Source organism: Pseudomonas sp. MDT1-16, assembly GCF_054898115.1.
In genome coordinates this window covers 2362863-2379926 of the sequence record NZ_CM142717.1, presented here as the reverse complement: position 1 = coordinate 2379926, position 17064 = coordinate 2362863, and the positions used below count along the sequence as shown (strand labels likewise).

Annotated in this window: 11 protein-coding genes, 1 other RNA gene and 1 pseudogene; 2 read left to right on the top strand and 11 right to left on the bottom strand. The window is 59.9% G+C overall.

Features of this window, described 5'->3' with window-relative positions; genetic code table 11:
• Positions 1-17 precede the first annotated feature (17 nt).
• The 5 genes from ACYZT3_RS10640 to dnaX all read right to left on the bottom strand — a co-directional run bounded on the left by ACYZT3_RS10640 (position 18) and on the right by dnaX (position 5645).
• Positions 18-1166 (bottom strand): acyl-CoA dehydrogenase family protein, encoded by a 1149-nt coding sequence (locus ACYZT3_RS10640; protein WP_282380444.1) that lies wholly within the window; start codon positions 1164-1166, stop codon positions 18-20.
• A gap of 75 nt (positions 1167-1241) precedes the next feature.
• A complete protein-coding gene (gene recR, locus ACYZT3_RS10635) occupies positions 1242-1844 on the bottom strand; it encodes a recombination mediator RecR (protein WP_282380446.1) in 603 nt (200 codons plus the stop codon).
• Between the two features lie 65 nt (positions 1845-1909).
• Positions 1910-2944: an NADP-dependent oxidoreductase gene (locus ACYZT3_RS10630; protein WP_462032065.1), complete on the bottom strand. Its 1035-nt coding sequence runs from the start codon at positions 2942-2944 to the stop codon at positions 1910-1912.
• A gap of 205 nt (positions 2945-3149) precedes the next feature.
• Positions 3150-3488 (bottom strand): YbaB/EbfC family nucleoid-associated protein, encoded by a 339-nt coding sequence (locus tag ACYZT3_RS10625; RefSeq protein WP_008028561.1) that lies wholly within the window; start codon positions 3486-3488, stop codon positions 3150-3152.
• 66 nt (positions 3489-3554) lie between these two features.
• Positions 3555-5645 (bottom strand): DNA polymerase III subunit gamma/tau, encoded by a 2091-nt coding sequence (gene dnaX, locus ACYZT3_RS10620; RefSeq protein WP_282380455.1) that lies wholly within the window; start codon positions 5643-5645, stop codon positions 3555-3557.
• A gap of 95 nt (positions 5646-5740) precedes the next feature.
• On the opposite strand from dnaX, the pseudogene ACYZT3_RS10615 reads away from it, so the two are divergent.
• Positions 5741-5911, top strand: a pseudogene (locus tag ACYZT3_RS10615) (amino acid ABC transporter substrate-binding protein); the annotation flags it as partial.
• On the opposite strand, the gene ACYZT3_RS10610 reads toward ACYZT3_RS10615, so the two are convergent.
• Positions 5908-7608 (bottom strand): putative bifunctional diguanylate cyclase/phosphodiesterase, encoded by a 1701-nt coding sequence (locus ACYZT3_RS10610; RefSeq protein ID WP_282380457.1) that lies wholly within the window; start codon positions 7606-7608, stop codon positions 5908-5910. The pseudogene ACYZT3_RS10615 and the gene ACYZT3_RS10610 sit on opposite strands and share 4 nt — an antisense overlap.
• A gap of 283 nt (positions 7609-7891) precedes the next feature.
• Here ACYZT3_RS10610 and ACYZT3_RS10605 point away from each other — a divergent pair, with 283 nt between their 5' ends.
• A complete protein-coding gene (locus tag ACYZT3_RS10605) occupies positions 7892-8206 on the top strand; it encodes a helix-turn-helix domain-containing protein (RefSeq protein ID WP_282380459.1) in 315 nt (104 codons plus the stop codon).
• Between the two features lie 180 nt (positions 8207-8386).
• Here ACYZT3_RS10605 and ffs read toward each other — a convergent pair.
• The 5 genes from ffs to smc form a co-directional block, all read right to left on the bottom strand.
• An RNA gene (gene ffs / locus ACYZT3_RS10600) (signal recognition particle sRNA small type) lies at positions 8387-8483 on the bottom strand.
• A gap of 285 nt (positions 8484-8768) precedes the next feature.
• A complete protein-coding gene (locus tag ACYZT3_RS10595; RefSeq protein WP_462032064.1) occupies positions 8769-9935 on the bottom strand; it encodes a zinc-binding metallopeptidase family protein in 1167 nt (388 codons plus the stop codon).
• Between the two features lie 78 nt (positions 9936-10013).
• Positions 10014-12371: an NAD-dependent DNA ligase LigA gene (ligA, locus tag ACYZT3_RS10590; RefSeq protein ID WP_462032063.1), complete on the bottom strand. Its 2358-nt coding sequence runs from the start codon at positions 12369-12371 to the stop codon at positions 10014-10016.
• Between the two features lie 91 nt (positions 12372-12462).
• Positions 12463-13317 (bottom strand): cell division protein ZipA, encoded by an 855-nt coding sequence (zipA, locus tag ACYZT3_RS10585; RefSeq protein WP_282380465.1) that lies wholly within the window; start codon positions 13315-13317, stop codon positions 12463-12465.
• Positions 13318-13575: 258 nt separating this feature from the next.
• Positions 13576-17064 (bottom strand): chromosome segregation protein SMC, encoded by a 3489-nt coding sequence (gene smc / locus ACYZT3_RS10580; protein WP_282380467.1) that lies wholly within the window; start codon positions 17062-17064, stop codon positions 13576-13578.

Here is a 17064-nt window from a genome sequence, read left to right as displayed (position 1 = left end):
TCAGCTCACCGTAAAACTCACAGTCCCATCTGCTTACTGATGATCTCGTTCATCACTTCCCGCGTTCCGCCGCCGATCGACAAAATACGGTTATCGCGGTACAGCCGCTCCACCAGACTCTCGCGCATATAACCCAGACCACCAAGAATCTGCACCGCATCGGTAGTCATGCGATCAGCCGTGTCGGTAGCAAAATTCTTGGCCATGGAAATCTCCTTGATCACACTCTGCCCCGCCGCCATTTTCGCCGCTTGACGGTAGGTGAATTCCCGTGACACTTCCAGCGCCGTGGCCATTTCGGCAAGGCGATGCTTGAGCACCTGAAACTTGCCGATGGGTTTACCGAATGCTTCGCGTTGGCGAGCCCATTTCAGGCTCTCTTCCAGCGCAAGTTGCGCGGTCATGTTGGCCATTAGCGCCAGCGCCAGGCGTTCGCTCTGGAAGTTGCCCATGATGCAGGGGAAGCCCATGTTTTCGGCGCCGATCAGATTTCCTACAGGGACCCGGCAATCGTCGAAGAACAGCTCGGCGGTGTCCGACGCCCACCAGCCCATTTTCTTTAAGCGCCGGCCGACCGTGAAACCGGGCGTGCCCTTCTCGATCAACAGCAGGCTGATGCCACCGAAACCCGGCGCACCGGTGCGCACCGCGACGGTGTAGAAATCCGCGCGGACGCCACTGGTGATAAAGGTTTTGCTGCCGCTGACCCGGTAGACGTCGCCGTCACGCACAGCGCGGGTTTGCAGGTTGGCGACGTCAGAGCCACCACTGGGCTCGGTAACCGCCAGGGCGCTGATTTTCTCGCCGGCGAGCACCTGCGGCACAACGCGATCGCGCACTTCAGGCCTGGCCCACTTGAGGATCGGCGGCAGGCCGATGTCCAGCGAGCCGAGCCCCGCCACCAAGCCGCCGGAGCCGCAGCGCATCAGCTCTTCGCTGGCGGCGACCTTGGCGAACAGATCGCCTTCGTGGCTGCCACCCAGGGCTTCGGGATAACCGATCCCCAGAATCCCCGCCGCTCCGGCCTTTTGGTAGAGCTCACGGGGAAAGCTTTCGGCTTCTTCCCACTGGTCGATGTCCGGTAAGATCTCGCGCTCGACGAAGCGTCTGACGCTGTCGCGGACCAATTGGTGGCTGGGGTCGAAGTATTCCTGAAAGGCAGGCATCGGCAAGCTCCACTGAAGGGTCAGCGAAAGTTAACCGAGCGCTTGCTTGGTTTTCAAGAGGTGACACGGTAGAAGCTACAAAACGATCGGCTTACGCCCGGCAAACGAATGCGCCAACGTCCCACCATCCACCAATTCCAGCTCGCCGCCCAATGGCACGCCGTGGGCGATGCGCGAGGCGATCAGGCCTTTGTTGCTGAGCAATTGGGCAATGTAATGCGCTGTGGCTTCACCTTCCACGGTCGGGTTGGTCGCAAGGATGACTTCAGTGAACGTGCCCGCCTCCTCGATCCGCGCCAGCAGTTGCGGAATACCGATGGCTTCCGGCCCGAGCCCGTCGAGCGGTGACAGATGACCCTTGAGCACGAAGTAGCGACCACGGAAACCAGTCTGCTCCACCGCGTAGACGTCCATCGGTCCTTCCACCACGCAGAGCACGGTGTCGTCGCGACGGGTATCGGCGCATTGCGGGCAGAGGTCATCTTCCGTCAGCGTGCGGCACAACCGGCAATGGCCCACCCCTTCCATGGCCTGGCTCAGTGCCAGGGCCAACCGCGAGCCGCCGCTGCGATCACGCTCGAGCAACTGCAATGCCATGCGCTGGGCGGTTTTTTGACCCACACCTGGCAAAATTCGCAGGGCGTCGATCAGTTGGCGAATCAAAGGGCTGAAGCTCATGGGGAAAAGTCCGACAAAACAACGAGACGCGGTTTATACCCGCGCCTCTGTTTAGCGTCAATTACTCAGTCCTGGGCGAGCCGCACAACCAGTTTGCCGAAGTTGCGTCCTTCCAGCAGACCGATGAACGCTTCGGGCGCCTGCTCCAGGCCATCGACCACGTCTTCGCGGAACGTTACCTTGCCGTCGCGCACCCACGGCGCCATGGCACTGACGAACTCCGGCTGACGGTCGCCGTAGTCGTCGAACACGATGAAGCCCTGGATTCGCACGCGCTTGGTCAGCAGCGTGCGCTGCAATTGCGGCAGTCGATCCGGGCCGGTCGGTGCTTCGTGAGCGTTGTAGGACGCGATCAGCCCGCAGAGTGGAATTCGCGCCTTGGGCTTGAGCAGCGGCAGCACTGCATCGAACACCTTGCCGCCGACGTTTTCGAAATAAATATCGATGCCCTCGGAGCATGCCTTGGCCAATTCATCGGCGAAGTTTGGGCTCTTGTGGTCGATGCAGGCATCGAAGCCCAGCTCTTCAACCACATAACGGCATTTGTCCGCGCCACCGGCCACACCGACCACGCGCAGGCCTTTGATCTTCGCCACCTGACCGACCACCGAACCCACCGCCCCGGACGCCGCCGCAACCACCAGAGTTTCGCCAGCCTTGGGCTGGCCGATGTCCATCAGCCCCATGTAAGCGGTTAGGCCCGGCATGCCCAGCACGCCCAGCGCCATCGACGGGCTCGGCAGCCCGGGCGGCACCGGCATAATGTCGCGACCGTCGCTGATGCTGTGGCTTTGCCAGCCAGTGGCGCCAACCACCAGATCGCCTTCGTGGAATTTCGGATTCAGCGAGCGCTCGACCCGACTGACAGCGCCACCGGTCATCACTTCGCCGATTTCAACCGGTGCGGCGTAGGACGGCGCGTCACTCATGCGTCCGCGCATGTAGGGATCGAGAGACAGAAAAAGGGTCTTGAGCAGCACCTGACCGTCGGCCAGGTCCGGCAGCGCAACGCGCTCCAGGCGGAAATTCTCCGGCGTCGGCGCGCCTACCGGGCGGGACGCCAGGACAATACGTTGGTTGAGGGTCAATGCGTCTGGCATGTGAGCGTCTCCTTTGATCGATGAATTCGGCGGTATAGGGAGCAGACCGTTGTGGCGGTTTCGCGTTCGATGTTTCTGTCCACAGACTGAGTTGACTTGCCCGCGAAGGCGGCCTCCCAGGCCCCTATCCCTAATAGCCAGAAACAAAAATGCCAGGCGCGATGCCTGGCATTTTTTTTTAGCCCTTCCGACGCGCTTTAGCGAATCAGAATGGCAGTTTCATACCCGGTGGCAGTTGCATGCCAGCGGTCATGCCGGACATTTTGTCCTGGCTGTTGGCTTCGATCTTGCGCACGGCATCGTTGACGGCGGCGGCGAACACAGCCTCCAGCATCTCTTTGTCGTCTTCGCTCAAGCCTTCGACCAGGCTTGGATCGATGGTCACGCGCTTGACGTCGTGACGACCGGTCATCACCACGGTGACCATATCGCCACCGGCTTTACCGGTGACTTCGGCGTTGGCCAGCTCTTCCTGCATCTTGGCCATTTTTTCCTGCATCTGCTGTGCCTGCTTCATCAGGCCGGCCATGCCACCTTTCATCATGGGAATCACCTCAAAAGTACTTGGATAAAAACAGCGCCCGGCCCGTTCGGCCGAACGTCTTCAGTATTAGCCCTGAGTGACCAGGGTCTCGACAGGTTCAATAGTATCGTTACGGACGACCGCACCGAACTGCTGCATCATTTGCTGGATGAACGGATCACCGTGGATCGACTCTTCCGCCTCGCGCTGACGGTTCGCACGGCGCCGGGAGCCAGCCTGGGCCGGGGTTTCCTGCTCGGGCTTGATCAGCTCCATGCTCAGGTTCAGCGTACGCCCATGAAACTGATTCAACGCATCGTTCAAGCGACGCTGTTGAGTCGCGTTGAACAACGCGCTGTGGGCCGGGTCCAGGTGCATCAGCCAGTTGTCACCCTCGACGGCGATCAGCGTGCAGTTGGCGGCGATACTGCCGGTCATGCCGGAGATCGGCAGTTTCGGGAACAGCTCCAGCCATTGCAGCGCCAGACCGGTGGCCGGCATGGCGGCCGGCTCTGGCTCCGGTTCCGGTGCTGGCTCGGCGGTGTGTTCGCTGGCCAGTTCGTCGAGGTAGCTGTAGGCCGATTCCACATCCGGCTCGATGTAATCCTCGTCCAGCGGCGGCTCGTCGTCCAGGTCCATGCCCGGCGTCGCGGCATCGACTTCGGCCACCGACGGCTCTGGAATCGGCGCAGCGGCCCACTCAGGAGCGTCCAGCACCACGCTGTCGGGGGTCGGCAATGGCATCGGCGCCAATTCGGGTTGTTCGGCGGCAGTTTCCAGCACCGGCTCGACGGCGGGTTCCTGAACGACTTCGGGTTCTATCGGGTCGTTCCAGGGCAGATCGACGATTGCTTCGACCGCTACGGCCTCAACCACAGGCTCGGGCACGACGACGGGCGCAACTGGCTCAGGCGCTTGCACTGGAGCAACCACCGCCGCAACTGGCGCAGGCGCAACTGTTGCCACTGGCGGGGCAACTGCCGCAGCGACTACCGGCGCAACAACGGGCGCGGCAGCCACTGAGCGTGCGGAATCAACTGTGGCCTGGCTGATCCCCACCGGCTTTAGCGGTTGCCTCGGAGCGTCCGCGGTGTCTGCCGGTCGGAACGCGAGCATTCGCAGCAAGACCATTTCGAAACCACCGCGCGGGTCCGGCGCCAGCGGCAAGTCGCGGCGGCCGATCAGGCCCATCTGGTAATAGAACTGCACGTCTTCGGCCGGCAGCGCCTGAGCCAGCGCCAGCACCCGATCACGGTCGCCGTGACCGTTGTCGACGCCTTCAGGCAGGGCCTGGGCGATGGCGACACGGTGCAGCACGTTGAGAATTTCCGAGAGCACGCCGTTCCAGTCCGGGCCTTGTTCGGCCAGATGACGGACGGCTTCGAGCAAGGCCTTGGCGTCGCCTTCGATCAGCGCATGCAGAACGTCGTAGACCTGACCGTGATCGAGCGTGCCGAGCATCGCCCGTACGTCGGCAGCCATGACTTTGCCTTCACCGAAGGCGATCGCCTGGTCGGTCAGGCTCATGGCGTCGCGCATCGAACCGTCAGCAGCACGGCCCAACAGCCACAGCGCGTCGTCCTCGAACGGCACGTTCTCGACACCCAGCACGTGGGTCAAATGCTCGACCACCCGCTCCGGCGTCATGTTCTTCAGAGAGAACTGCAGGCACCGCGAAAGAATCGTTGCAGGAAGTTTCTGCGGATCGGTGGTCGCCAGGATGAACTTGACGTAGGGCGGCGGCTCTTCAAGGGTTTTCAACAGCGCATTGAAGGAATGGCTGGAAAGCATGTGCACTTCGTCGATCAGGTAGACCTTGAAGCGCCCGCGGCTCGGCGCGTACTGCACGTTGTCGAGCAGTTCGCGGGTATCTTCGACCTTGGTCCGGCTCGCGGCGTCGATCTCGATCAGGTCGACGAAGCGGCCCTCATCGATCTCACGGCACACCGAGCACTCGCCACAAGGCGTTGAAGTGATACCTGTTTCACAGTTCAGGCATTTGGCGATGATCCGCGCGATGGTGGTCTTACCGACCCCGCGTGTACCGGTAAACAGATAGGCGTGGTGCAGCCGCTGGCTGTCCAAGGCATTGATCAGAGCCTTGAGCACATGGGTCTGGCCGACCATTTCGCGGAACGAGCGCGGACGCCATTTACGTGCAAGAACCTGATAACTCATCGAAAACCGTCGCAACGAAGGAACATAAGCGGCTAATGCTAGCGGAGCAAGGCCAAAATTGCATCCGGTGCGCTCGTCTAATCTGGCTAAGAGGGTCTTTGCTGCAGGAACACAGCGTCGGTTGCTATGTACGCAACGATCCCGAGGTGCCCGTGCAGCGCATTTTGCGCACCTTGCTGCGAATGAAACTGTCCGGTGAAATCGACGACATTATCCGGCTCTATGTTGGCGCGGAGCCGCCCAACGAGCACAATGGCAAGCCTTAGCCCGCCTGCTCCAGAATCTGCCATTGCGCCGGCGCGACAAACCCCGCGACCCAGCCCGGCACGTCTGCGGGCGGCATCGGCCGGGCAATGAAATAGCCTTGAGCAACTTCGCAGCCCAGACGCAGCAGCAACTCACCGTGCTCGATACTTTCCAGCCCTTCGGCGATCACTTGCCGACCAAAGGCCCGAGCCAGGCCAATGACCGCCATGGTCAGGGCCAGATCATCACGATCATTAACGATATCGCGCACGAACGACTTGTCGATCTTGATGGTTTGGGTTTGCAAACGCTTGAGGTAGCTCAGGGACGAATAACCGGTGCCAAAGTCCCCCAGTGAAAACTGCACCCCCAGCGCCTGACAGGCCTGTAAACATTCACTGACATGTTGAATGTTCTCGATCGCCACCGACTCGACAATTTCCAGATCGAGCATCTGCGGAGCCACTTGGGCATGCCGGGCGAGCACGTGTTTGAGCCGGTCGACGAAATCCGCGCGCTGAAAATGTCGCGCCGCAATATTAATGCTGACTGGCCAGCCCTGCCCGGCCTGCTGCCAATGGTGCAACTGCGACAGGACCTGATCCATCACCCATTCACCAATATCGATGATCAGGTCCGTCTCCTCCACCAGCGGCAAAAACTCCCGGGCCGGTACCATGCCCTGTTGCGGATGCTCCCAACGCAACAACGCCTCGAGGCCGACAACCTCACCACGACGCATATTCACCTTGGGCTGGAAATGCACGCGAAACTCACCGGCAGCCAGCGCCTGGCGCACTCGCTCGACCGTCTGGTGAGTGGCCTTGACCTCCTGATCCCGGGACACGTCGAACAAATGAAAGCGATTGCGACCCCTTTGTTTCGCCACGTACATGGCCTGATCGGCATGACGCAACAAGGTTTCGGCATCTTCATTGTCGTGAGGGAACAGGGTGACGCCGATACTGGCAAAAACATTGATGCCCTTGCCATGCAGCGAGTACGGCGCCGAAATGGCGCCGAGCACCCGGTTCAACGCCGCACGCAGTTCCGGCAGATCACGCACGTAACGCAACACCAGCACAAACTCGTCGCCGGCCAGCCGCGCCACCACATCTTCGCCGCGCACAATGTCGCGCAAACGCTTGGCTACCTCGACCAACAGCAGATCGCCACTGGCATGCCCGTAGCCATCGTTGACCGCTTTGAAGCCGTCGAGGTCGAGCATGCACACCGCCAGCGGGATGTTTTCGTTCCGGGAGAACTCCAGCGCCTGATCCAGCAAATCCGAGAGAAACGCGCGATTCGGCAGCCCGGTCAGCACGTCATGCCCCACCCGCCATTGCAGTGAATGCAGCAATTGGCGTTTCTCGCTGATGTCGAAACGAATCGAAAGATAACGGTCAACTCGCCCAGTGGCGTCATCGAGCACCGGCACCATGGTGCTCTCGACCCAATACAGGCTGCCATCCTTGGCGCGATTACAAATCTCGCCTTTCCAGACGTTGCCCAAGGCGATGGTGCGCCACATAGCAGCGAAGAAATCAGCGGAGTGCAGACCCGAGTTGAGGAGACGATGGTTTTGCCCGAGCAGTTCTTCGCGGCTATAGCCGGACACGGCGCAGAATTGATCGTTGACGTGGGTGATCCGGCCGCTCAGATCGGTCTCGGAAAAAATCGCGGCGGCATCCACGGCCCTGCGGTATTTCTCATCCATGAGTCAGGCTCGCGGTGGCTAGCGGTGGTACCGCTCGACCAGTGCAGGATGCCCGGAAGAGATGTTTTTATAGGTAATGCGCAGCAACACGATATCACTCCATGAACAGCGATTGATGGCCTCCTGACAGCAGAGATCAACTAACCTTAAAGACCCCAAATACCCTTTTTGAGCGGCGATTCTACGAAATGCATCACATTTTGCAAAGCAAGGTGATGGATCATGCAGTTGTCTAATGCAAAAATCTATCGTTAAGTTCTTGATTCTAAATGGGAATTAAGCGATGCAAATTTCAAGTTTGGGTGCGGCCATTCGGCGCTACCGCAAGGTCGCAGGGCTTACTCAGGCTGAACTCGGCGAAAAAACCGGTTTTGACCCCAAAACCATCAGCCGCTTCGAAACCGGCACCTACACCCCCAGCGTGGAAGCCTTGTTCCTGCTTGCCGATGCACTGGGCGTGAAGCTGAAAGCCTTCTTCGCAGACTTAGGCGATGAAGAAGAACAGCGGGCGTATCTGTTCGGTGTCATACATAAAGCCACCCCGAAGGATCTGGGAAAGCTGATTGCAGCGGTTGACCAGGCCTTGTCCACGCCTTAGTGCCAGAAATAAAAAAAGAGGTCGAGTGTCGCATTCGACAGCTCGGCCTCCTTTATAGGTTCGTTCTGAAAAATCGGAAACGAAAAAACACCGCCCTGGACAAAGTCCATGGCAGAGCAACAAGAACGTATTTTTAGACAGATAACGCGAGAGAGGACTCGCGGTGCGTTATGGAGGCAACCCCACCAGCCACACCCCGGCACACAATGTTCCCGCTGTGGCTGCTCCCTTCCAGGTCTGACCAGGTTCACGGGTAATCGTTGCGGGGGGACCGATGGGGTCACCATAACGACGCTCACCTGACGGCGAACGGCGCCATTGTACCTATCTGAGACGAAGTTACAACCGTTCGAGAGGATTAAAAAATATGTGCTGCTTCAAGGACATGCATATCTCTTGAAAAGATCGCGACCTGTGGCAGCTGGCGCAGCCTGCGTCCGGCTGCGCAGCAGTCGTAAATCCGATACTTGCGGTTTACCTGCACAACCGCGCCAACTGATTTTACGACTGCTTCGTCCGATCGCGGCCCGAACCGAACGCAGCCTCGCAAGCTCGACAGCTGCTACAGGTCTTGCAACACCTCATCCGGCCGGCCGCCCTCCTGCTGGATCACCAGGTGGATGAAGTGCAGCTTGGCGATCACTGCTGCCGGCAGGACAAACGGATAGAAATCCGGCTGACCCATGCTGCGTGACAGTTCATTCAGCATGCCCGCCAGTTCGATCCACGCATTGACGAACGACAGGAACGCCGCGCCGCCGGGATGCTGCGAGTCGAAGAGCGTGCTGGCGGGGAATGGCTTGTAGTCGAAGTCCATTTCCCGCGCGCTCATGCCGAATCCCAACGCCGTATCCACCGCGTCCATCATGTGCAGGTAGTGAGCCCAGGTTTCGGCCCAGTCCTCCCATGGATGCATGGTCGCGTAGGCGCTGACGTAATGTTGCTGCCAGTCGAGCGGCGCGCCTTGTTGGTAATGCCGTTCGAGGGCGTCGGCATAGCTGGCGCGCTCGTCGCCGAACAGGCCGCGGAACGGTTCCAGCCAATGGCTGTTGGCGACCAGCCGATCCCAGTAATAATGCCCGACCTCATGACGAAAATGCCCGAGCAGCGTGCGATAAGGTTCATGCATCTGCACCCGAATCTGCTCGCGATGGGCGTCGTCTGCTTCTTTGATATCGAGGGTGATCAGACCGTTGGCGTGACCGGTGGTCGGCGGCTTGCCTGCGAGGTCAACACCCATGAAATCGAAAGCCAGGCCAGTCTCTTCGTCCACGGTTTTGGGAATCACCTGTAAACCAAGGCTAACCAACTGTGCGACCAGACGACGCTTGGCCGTTTCGACCTTGCGCCAGCGTTCGTGATTTTCGGCAATCGACAAGTCGGGGATGGCGTGGTTCAGGCTACAGGCAATGCATAACGCATCGTGGTCATTGGCGGGGAGCAGCCAATTGCACGCTGCCGGGGAATCGAGGTTGGCGCAACGGCGCAAGACACCCGCTTCGGGATCGGTGTCGAGTAACCAGGTGTCGGCCTGCAAGCCGGGCTGCAGCGACGACAAGCGACTTTGCTCCGGCTGATAACCCAACGCCGCCGAACAGGCCAGGCACTGACTGTTGCGAAAAAACAGCGACTGCCCGCAACGGCACTGCCAGACCTTACTGTTGCGCGAGCTTTCGCCAATGAAGGGCGCAGCGATGCGTGAACTGAGCTGTTCGAAGAAACGGTACATGGCGATCTCTCCCTGGGGCTTGCCAAGACTAGATCATTCCCTGACAACGATCGTTCCCACGCGCGCGGGAACGATCAACTAAACCGCAATTCCGTGCTTACTCAGAAACCCGACAAAAGCCTCTTCATCGAGAACCTTCAATCCCAGCTCATTAGCCTTCGTCAACTTGGAACCTGCACCCGGCCCAGCGACCACGCAATGTGTCTTGGCCGATACCGAGCCCGCCACCTTGGCACCGAGGCTTTCAAGCTTGTCCTTGGCGATGTCGCGGCTCATCAATTCGAGCGAACCGGTCAGCACCCAGGTCTGCCCGGCCAGCGGCAAGCCTTCGACGACTTTCTTTTCGCTCTGCCAGTGCATGCCGAAATCGCGCAGCTGCTTCTCGGCGGCTTCAGCAACTTGACGATTTTGCGCAACCGCGAAGAACTCCCGAACGGAATTGGCCTGCTTCTCCGGCAGTGCCTGACGCATATCCAGCCAGTCGGCGCTGAAAACCCTTTCAAGCGAACCAAATTTGTCGGCCAATTTCTGCGCCCCACCCGGTCCAACCGAAGGGATGTGCAACTTGTCGAGGAAACCACCCAACGTGGTGCTCGCGGCAAACTCGGCACCCAGCTCGCCCTGATCCTGAATCTGCATACCGTGCCTCAGCAGATCGGCAATCACCTGCTGGTTATGCGCATCTTCAAAGAAGCTGTGAATCTCATGAGCCACTTCCAGGCCAACGTCCGGCAAGTACGTGAGCACCTGCGGCAACGCCTGCTGAACCCGCTCCAGAGCGCCGAGGGAACGCGCCAGCACCTTGGCCGTCTCTTCGCCGACATCCGGAATCCCGAGGGCGTAGATGAAGCGCGCCAGGCTCGGCTTCTTGCTGTCTTCGATGGCACTGAGCAGGTTCTTGCTCGACAGCTCGGCAAAGCCTTCCAGGTCGACAATCTGCTCGAACGTCAGGGCGTACAGATCGGCCGGTGAATTCACCAGGCCTTCGTCCACCAGTTGCTCCACGCTCTTCTCGCCCAGGCCTTCGATGTCCATGGCGCGACGGGAGACGAAGTGAATGATCGCTTGCTTGAGCTGCGCACCGCAGGCCAGACGACCGACGCAGCGATACACCGCGCCTTCGCTGACGGTTTCGCGACCCTTGCTGCGCTTGACCAGTTGCGTGCGCTCGACATGGGAACCGCAGACCGGGCACTTCTCGGGAATCTGCACCGGCCGCGCGTTATCCGGGCGACGCTCGGTGACCACTTGCACCACCTGCGGAATCACATCGCCGGCGCGACGGATGATCACGGTGTCGCCGATCATCAAGCCAAGGCGGGCCACTTCGTCCATGTTGTGCAACGTCGCGTTGGCCACGGTGACGCCGGCCACCTTGACCGGTTTCAAGCGCGCTACGGGCGTCACCGCACCGGTGCGACCGACCTGGAATTCCACGTCGAGCAGTTCGGTGAGCTCTTCCATCGCCGGGAATTTGTGAGCAATGGCCCAGCGCGGTTCACGCGCGCGAAAACCGAGTTCACGCTGGGACGCGATGCTGTTGACCTTGAATACCACGCCGTCGATTTCATACGGCAGCGAATTGCGACGCTCACCAATGTCACGGTAGTAATCCAGGCATTCATCGATACCCTGCGCCAGCTTCAGCTCATGACTGATCGGCATGCCCCAGGCTTTGAGTTGCTGCAGGTTGCCAATGTGCGTGCCGGCAATGTCGGCCGAAATCTGACCGATGCCATAGCAGCAGAATTCCAGCGGACGATTGGCGGTAATCTTCGAATCCAGCTGCCGCAAGCTGCCGGCCGCCGCGTTGCGCGGATTGGCGAAGGTCTTGCCGCCGACTTCCAGTTGCGTGGCGTTAAGGCGCTCGAAACCGGCCTTGGACATGAACACTTCGCCACGCACTTCCAGGGTCGCTGGCCAGCCAGTACCGTGCAGCTTGAGCGGGATGTTGCGCACGGTGCGTACGTTGACGCTGATGTCTTCGCCAGTAGTGCCATCGCCGCGAGTGGCACCGCGCACCAGCACGCCGTCCTGATACAGCAGGCTGACCGCCAAGCCATCGAGCTTGGGTTCGCAGCTGTATTCCACCGCCGCGCCGCCGCCGAACAGATCGCCGACCGGCAGGTCCAGCCCTTCGGTTACGCGACGATCGAACTCGCGCATGTCAGTTTCTTCGAAGGCGTTACCGAGGCTGAGCATCGGCATTTCGTGACGCACCTGAGTGAACGCCGACAGCGCCGCGCTGCCGACGCGCTGGGTCGGCGAATCGCTGGCGATCAATTCGGGATTGGCCGCTTCGAGGGCCTTGAGCTCATTGAACAACCGATCGTATTCGGCGTCCGGAATGCTCGGCTCGTCCAGCACGTGGTAGCGATAGTTGTGCTGATCCAGCTCAGCGCGCAGCTCTAGAATGCGGTTTTTGGCGGCGGTCATGGGTGTTCTCTCATAAAGCAAAAGAGCAGCCGAGGCTGCTCAATCTATTTTGCTGATCGTCCCGCGCACAGCGCGGGAACAACCTTTTGAATCAACGCTTCTGGGTCAGGGCGCGACGTTCAAACTCAACGATGCGCTGACGGTAGTGCTCGATGGTCTGGGCGGTCAGCACGCTGCGCTGATCGTCTTTGAGCTCACCGTTCAGCTCCTGGGACAGTTTGCGCGCTGCGGCCACCATCACGTCGAAGGCTTGCTTGGGATGACGCGGGCCTGGCAGACCGAGGAAGAAACTCACCGCCGGCGTGCTGAAGTGGTCGATGTCGTCCAGATCGAAGACGCCCGGCTTGACCGCATTGGCCATCGAGAACAGGACTTCGCCATTGCCGGCCATGCTTTCGTGACGGTGGAAGATGTCCATCTCGCCGAAACGCAGACCGCTTTCCAGAATGTTCTGCAACAACGCCGGGCCTTTGAAGCCAGCGGCGTCGCGGCAGATCACGCTGATCACCAGCACTTCTTCGGCTTGCGGGTGTTCCTTGTCGCTGGTCGAACTGGACGCCTTGGTGTCATCCGGGAAATCGTCGTCACGGCTGCTGAAGCTCGGGCCGCCGTCCAGATCCAGGTTGAGGTTCAAATCACCCTGGGAAGGCTCGCCGTGGCCACGTTTGCCGCGCTTGGAACCCGACTCACGCGGTTCACGGGCAGGCATGCTCACCGATGGCAGATCGTGCTCGTCCAGTTGCGGTTCTTTATGGGCATCCAGCACGCGGGGCGGGCCCAACAGCTCGGCGCTGGTGTCCTCGTCCGGCAAATTGGACAAACTCCGATCAAGACGGAATTTCAGTTTTCCCTTGCCGCCGCGCATACGGCGCCAGCCATCGAAAAGAATACCGGCAATGACAATAATGCCGATGACGATCAGCCACTCGCGCAGACCGATTTCCATGTAATCCCGTGCCTCTATAAAAAATGCTGAAAAATAAGGGGTTTACAACTCGTAAACCGCTTTAAAACGTGGCGCCAACTCTATGTTCTGACAGGCGTTTTGCCCACGTATACGAAAAATTGACATTAAACTAGCACGACCAAAGGCAACTTTACACCGTCTGTCACAATGGCTTGCGCGAATATGTCGATTGGCCAGCAAGTAGATGTGGGTAAAAAAGTCCTACAGACCAAAAATACTTGCCCTACAAGTGCCCCCTCACGCATCCACCATCGCCATCGCCTCCTCGACATCCACTGCCACCAGACGCGAGCATCCCGGTTCATGCATCGTCACCCCCATCAGTTGATCAGCCATCTCCATGGCGATCTTGTTGTGGGTGATATAGATGAACTGCACCGTCTCGGACATCTCTTTGACCAGCCGTGCGTAGCGTCCAACGTTAGCGTCATCCAGGGGTGCGTCAACTTCGTCGAGCATGCAAAACGGCGCCGGATTCAACTTGAAGATCGCAAAAACCAGGGCCAGTGCGGTCAGGGCTTTTTCGCCACCGGAGAGCAAATGGATGGTGCTGTTCTTCTTTCCGGGCGGTTGCGCCATGATCGTCACCCCTGTATCGAGTAGATCTTCGCCCGTCAGTTCCAAATACGCGCGGCCTCCACCGAAAACTTTTGGGAAAAGCGCCTGTAATCCGCCATTGATCTGATCAAAGGTATCTTTGAAGCGGTTACGGGTTTCCTTGTCGATCTTGCGAATCACGTTTTCGAGGGTATCCAGTGCTTCCACCAGATCGGCGTTCTGTGCATCAAGATAACGTTTACGCTCGGATTGTTGCTGGTATTCGTCGATGGCCGCGAGGTTGATCGCGCCGAGACGCTGAATGCGTGCGGCAATGCGTTCGAGTTCTTCTTCGGCGTCCTTCTCGTTGGCCTCGGCCGTCAGCGTGGCGAGCACGCCGTGGAGGTCGTAGCCGTCCTCGAGCAATTGATCTTCGAGGGTCTTGCGGCGCACGGTCAGGGCTTGCCATTCCATGCGTTGCTGTTCGAGTTGGCCGCGGATCAATTGGGATTGCTGCTCGGCCTGATTGCGGCGTTTCTCGGCGTCGCGCAATTCGCGATCCGCATCTTCCAGGGCGATCTGCGCAGTCTTGAGTTCTTCGTCGACCGTCATGCGCTTGTCGAGCAGCTCTTCAAGTTTCAACCGCAGCTCTTCCAGCGGCGCCTCGCCCTCCTCCAGGTTGAGACTCAGCTGTTCGCGTTTTTCGGTCAGGCGCTCGGACTGCATTTCCAGACGTTCCAGCGCCTGACGCGTGGAATCGTGCTGGGCCTTGAGCGAGCCCAGACGCACCGCCAGTTGATGCGCGTGATCCTTGTGCTGCCGGGCTTCCTGACGCACTCGATCGAGGCGCTCGCGCAGGCTGTCGCGTTGGGCCAGCAGCAATTCGCGCTGCTCGGTGTCCAGCGCCATGCTGTCAAGGGCTTCCTGCAATTGCAGGCGCGCTTCGCCGATGTTTTCGTGTTCAAGTGCGCGCTGCTCGCCCAGCTCGGTCAGCTCTTCGTCGAGACGGGTACGACGTAACTCAAGCTGTTCGGCCTTGGCTTTACCGGCGGATAACTGGGCTTTCAACTCACCTTGCTGACGCGCTTCGTCTTGCAGCAGACGACGCAAATGTTCGCGACCGTTTTCTTGCTGACGCTGCTGCGCCCTGAGATTTTGAAGTTGGGTTTCCAGGGTTTCGACCGTGGCTTCGCGCTCATCGCGCTCAAGGCCCAGGCGCTGGATTTCCTGACCACGAGCCAGCACACCGCTTTGCGCTTCGCTGGCCCGACGTACACGCAAAAAGTGCCGACCGACCCAGTAACCATCGCGGCTGATCAGACTCTCGCCGGCGCTCAATTGACTGCGCAGGGCCAACGCCTGTTCTAGGCTGTCGACCGGTTTAACCTGCCCCAACCATGGCGACAGATCGATCTGCGCTTCCACTTTATCAAGCAAGCTGCCGGGCACCCGCACGCCATCACTGGCCGGGCTGAGCAAGCGCAAATCGCCTTGGGCAAAACCGGCCAGATCGAAATCGCCGAAGTCATCCACCAGCACCGCTTGCAGGTCGGCGCCGAGCACGGTTTCCACCGCCAGCTCCCAACCGGCTTCGACTTTCAGACCTTCGGCCAGACGCGGACGGTCCGCCAAATGTTGTTCGCGCAGCCATTCAGCGGTGCCGGTGCCCGGATCGAGTGCGGCTTGCTGCAAGGCTTCAAGCGATGCGAGACGACCGTTGAGGCGCTGCAAATCACCTTGGGCTTGCTGCTGCGCCGAGAGCGCTTGTTGCAATTCCTGACGCAGTTGCTCAAGGCGTTCGACCTGGGCTTCTTCGCTGGCCTGCAAATCTTCGAGGGTCGCTTCACTCGCGGCCAGTTGCTCGCTGAGTTCCATGATCGCCGCGTCTTCCGGGTCCGCCGAGAGCAACGCGCGCTCCTCGCCAAGACGCTTCTGGCGATCGGCCAGGCGCTCCATGCTGGTTTCCAGCTGCTGGATGCGCGACTGCTGCACTTCAGACTGACGACGAGGCTCGGCAGCGGTGAGGTTGAACGTGTCCCACTGCTCCTGCCAGCCGTGCATGGTGGTTTCGGATTCTTCCAGCGCGGCGGCGGCCTCTTCGGCGGCGGCGCTGGAGACTTCCTGTTCCGGGGTGAGCAAGTCCAGCTCTTCGCCGAGTGTCTGCAGCAAGGTGCGGTCGAGGCCCAGATGAGACTCGGTTTCCAGACGCGCACGCTCGGCCTCTTTCAGGTCGTCCTGCAATTGGCGCAGGCGCTGCTGTCCGTGCTGAATGCTCTGCTCGACCCGGGCGATGTCGCCGCCAACCGAATAGAAGCGCCCCTGCACCAGATTGAAGCGCTCGGACAGGTCGTGGTGACCGTCGCGCAGGCGTTCGATGGCCGCGTCGGCATTGCGCTGCTCCGCAACCAGGGCTTCGAACGTGACTTCCTGAGTGCCGATGATCGCTTCGCGCTGACCGACCTGTTCGTTCAACGCCTGCCAGCGCAGCGCCGACAGTTGGGCCTTGAGCTGACGCTCCTCGCCCTTGCATTCCTGATACTTCTTGGCGGCCTCGGCCTGGCGGTGCAAGCGTTCGAGCTGACGCTCGAGCTCTTCGCGCAGGTCGGTCAGGCGGGCGAGGTTTTCATGGGTGCGACGGATGCGGTTTTCGGTCTCGCGCCGGCGCTCCTTGTACTTGGAGATGCCGGCCGCTTCTTCAATAAAGTTGCGCAGGTCTTCGGGCTTTGACTCGATCAGCTTGGAGATCATCCCCTGCTCGATAATCGAATAGCTGCGCGGGCCCAGGCCTGTACCGAGAAAGATATCGGTGATATCGCGGCGGCGGCATTTGGTGCCGTTGAGGTAGTAAGTGGTCTGGCTGTCGCGGGTTACTTTGCGGCGAATGGAAATTTCCGCATAGGCGGCGTATTCGCCAATCAAGGTGCCGTCGGAGTTGTCGAAAACCAGCTCGATACTCGCCTGACTCACCGGTTTACGGCTGGTGGAGCCGTTGAAGATGACGTCGGTCATCGACTCGCCGCGCAGGTTCTTGGCCGAGCTCTCGCCCATCACCCAGCGCACGGCGTCGATGATGTTCGACTTGCCGCAACCATTGGGCCCAACTACGGCCGCCATGTTACTGGGGAAGTTCACCGTGGTCGGGTCGACGAAGGATTTGAACCCCGCCAGTTTGATGCACTTTAGCCGCAC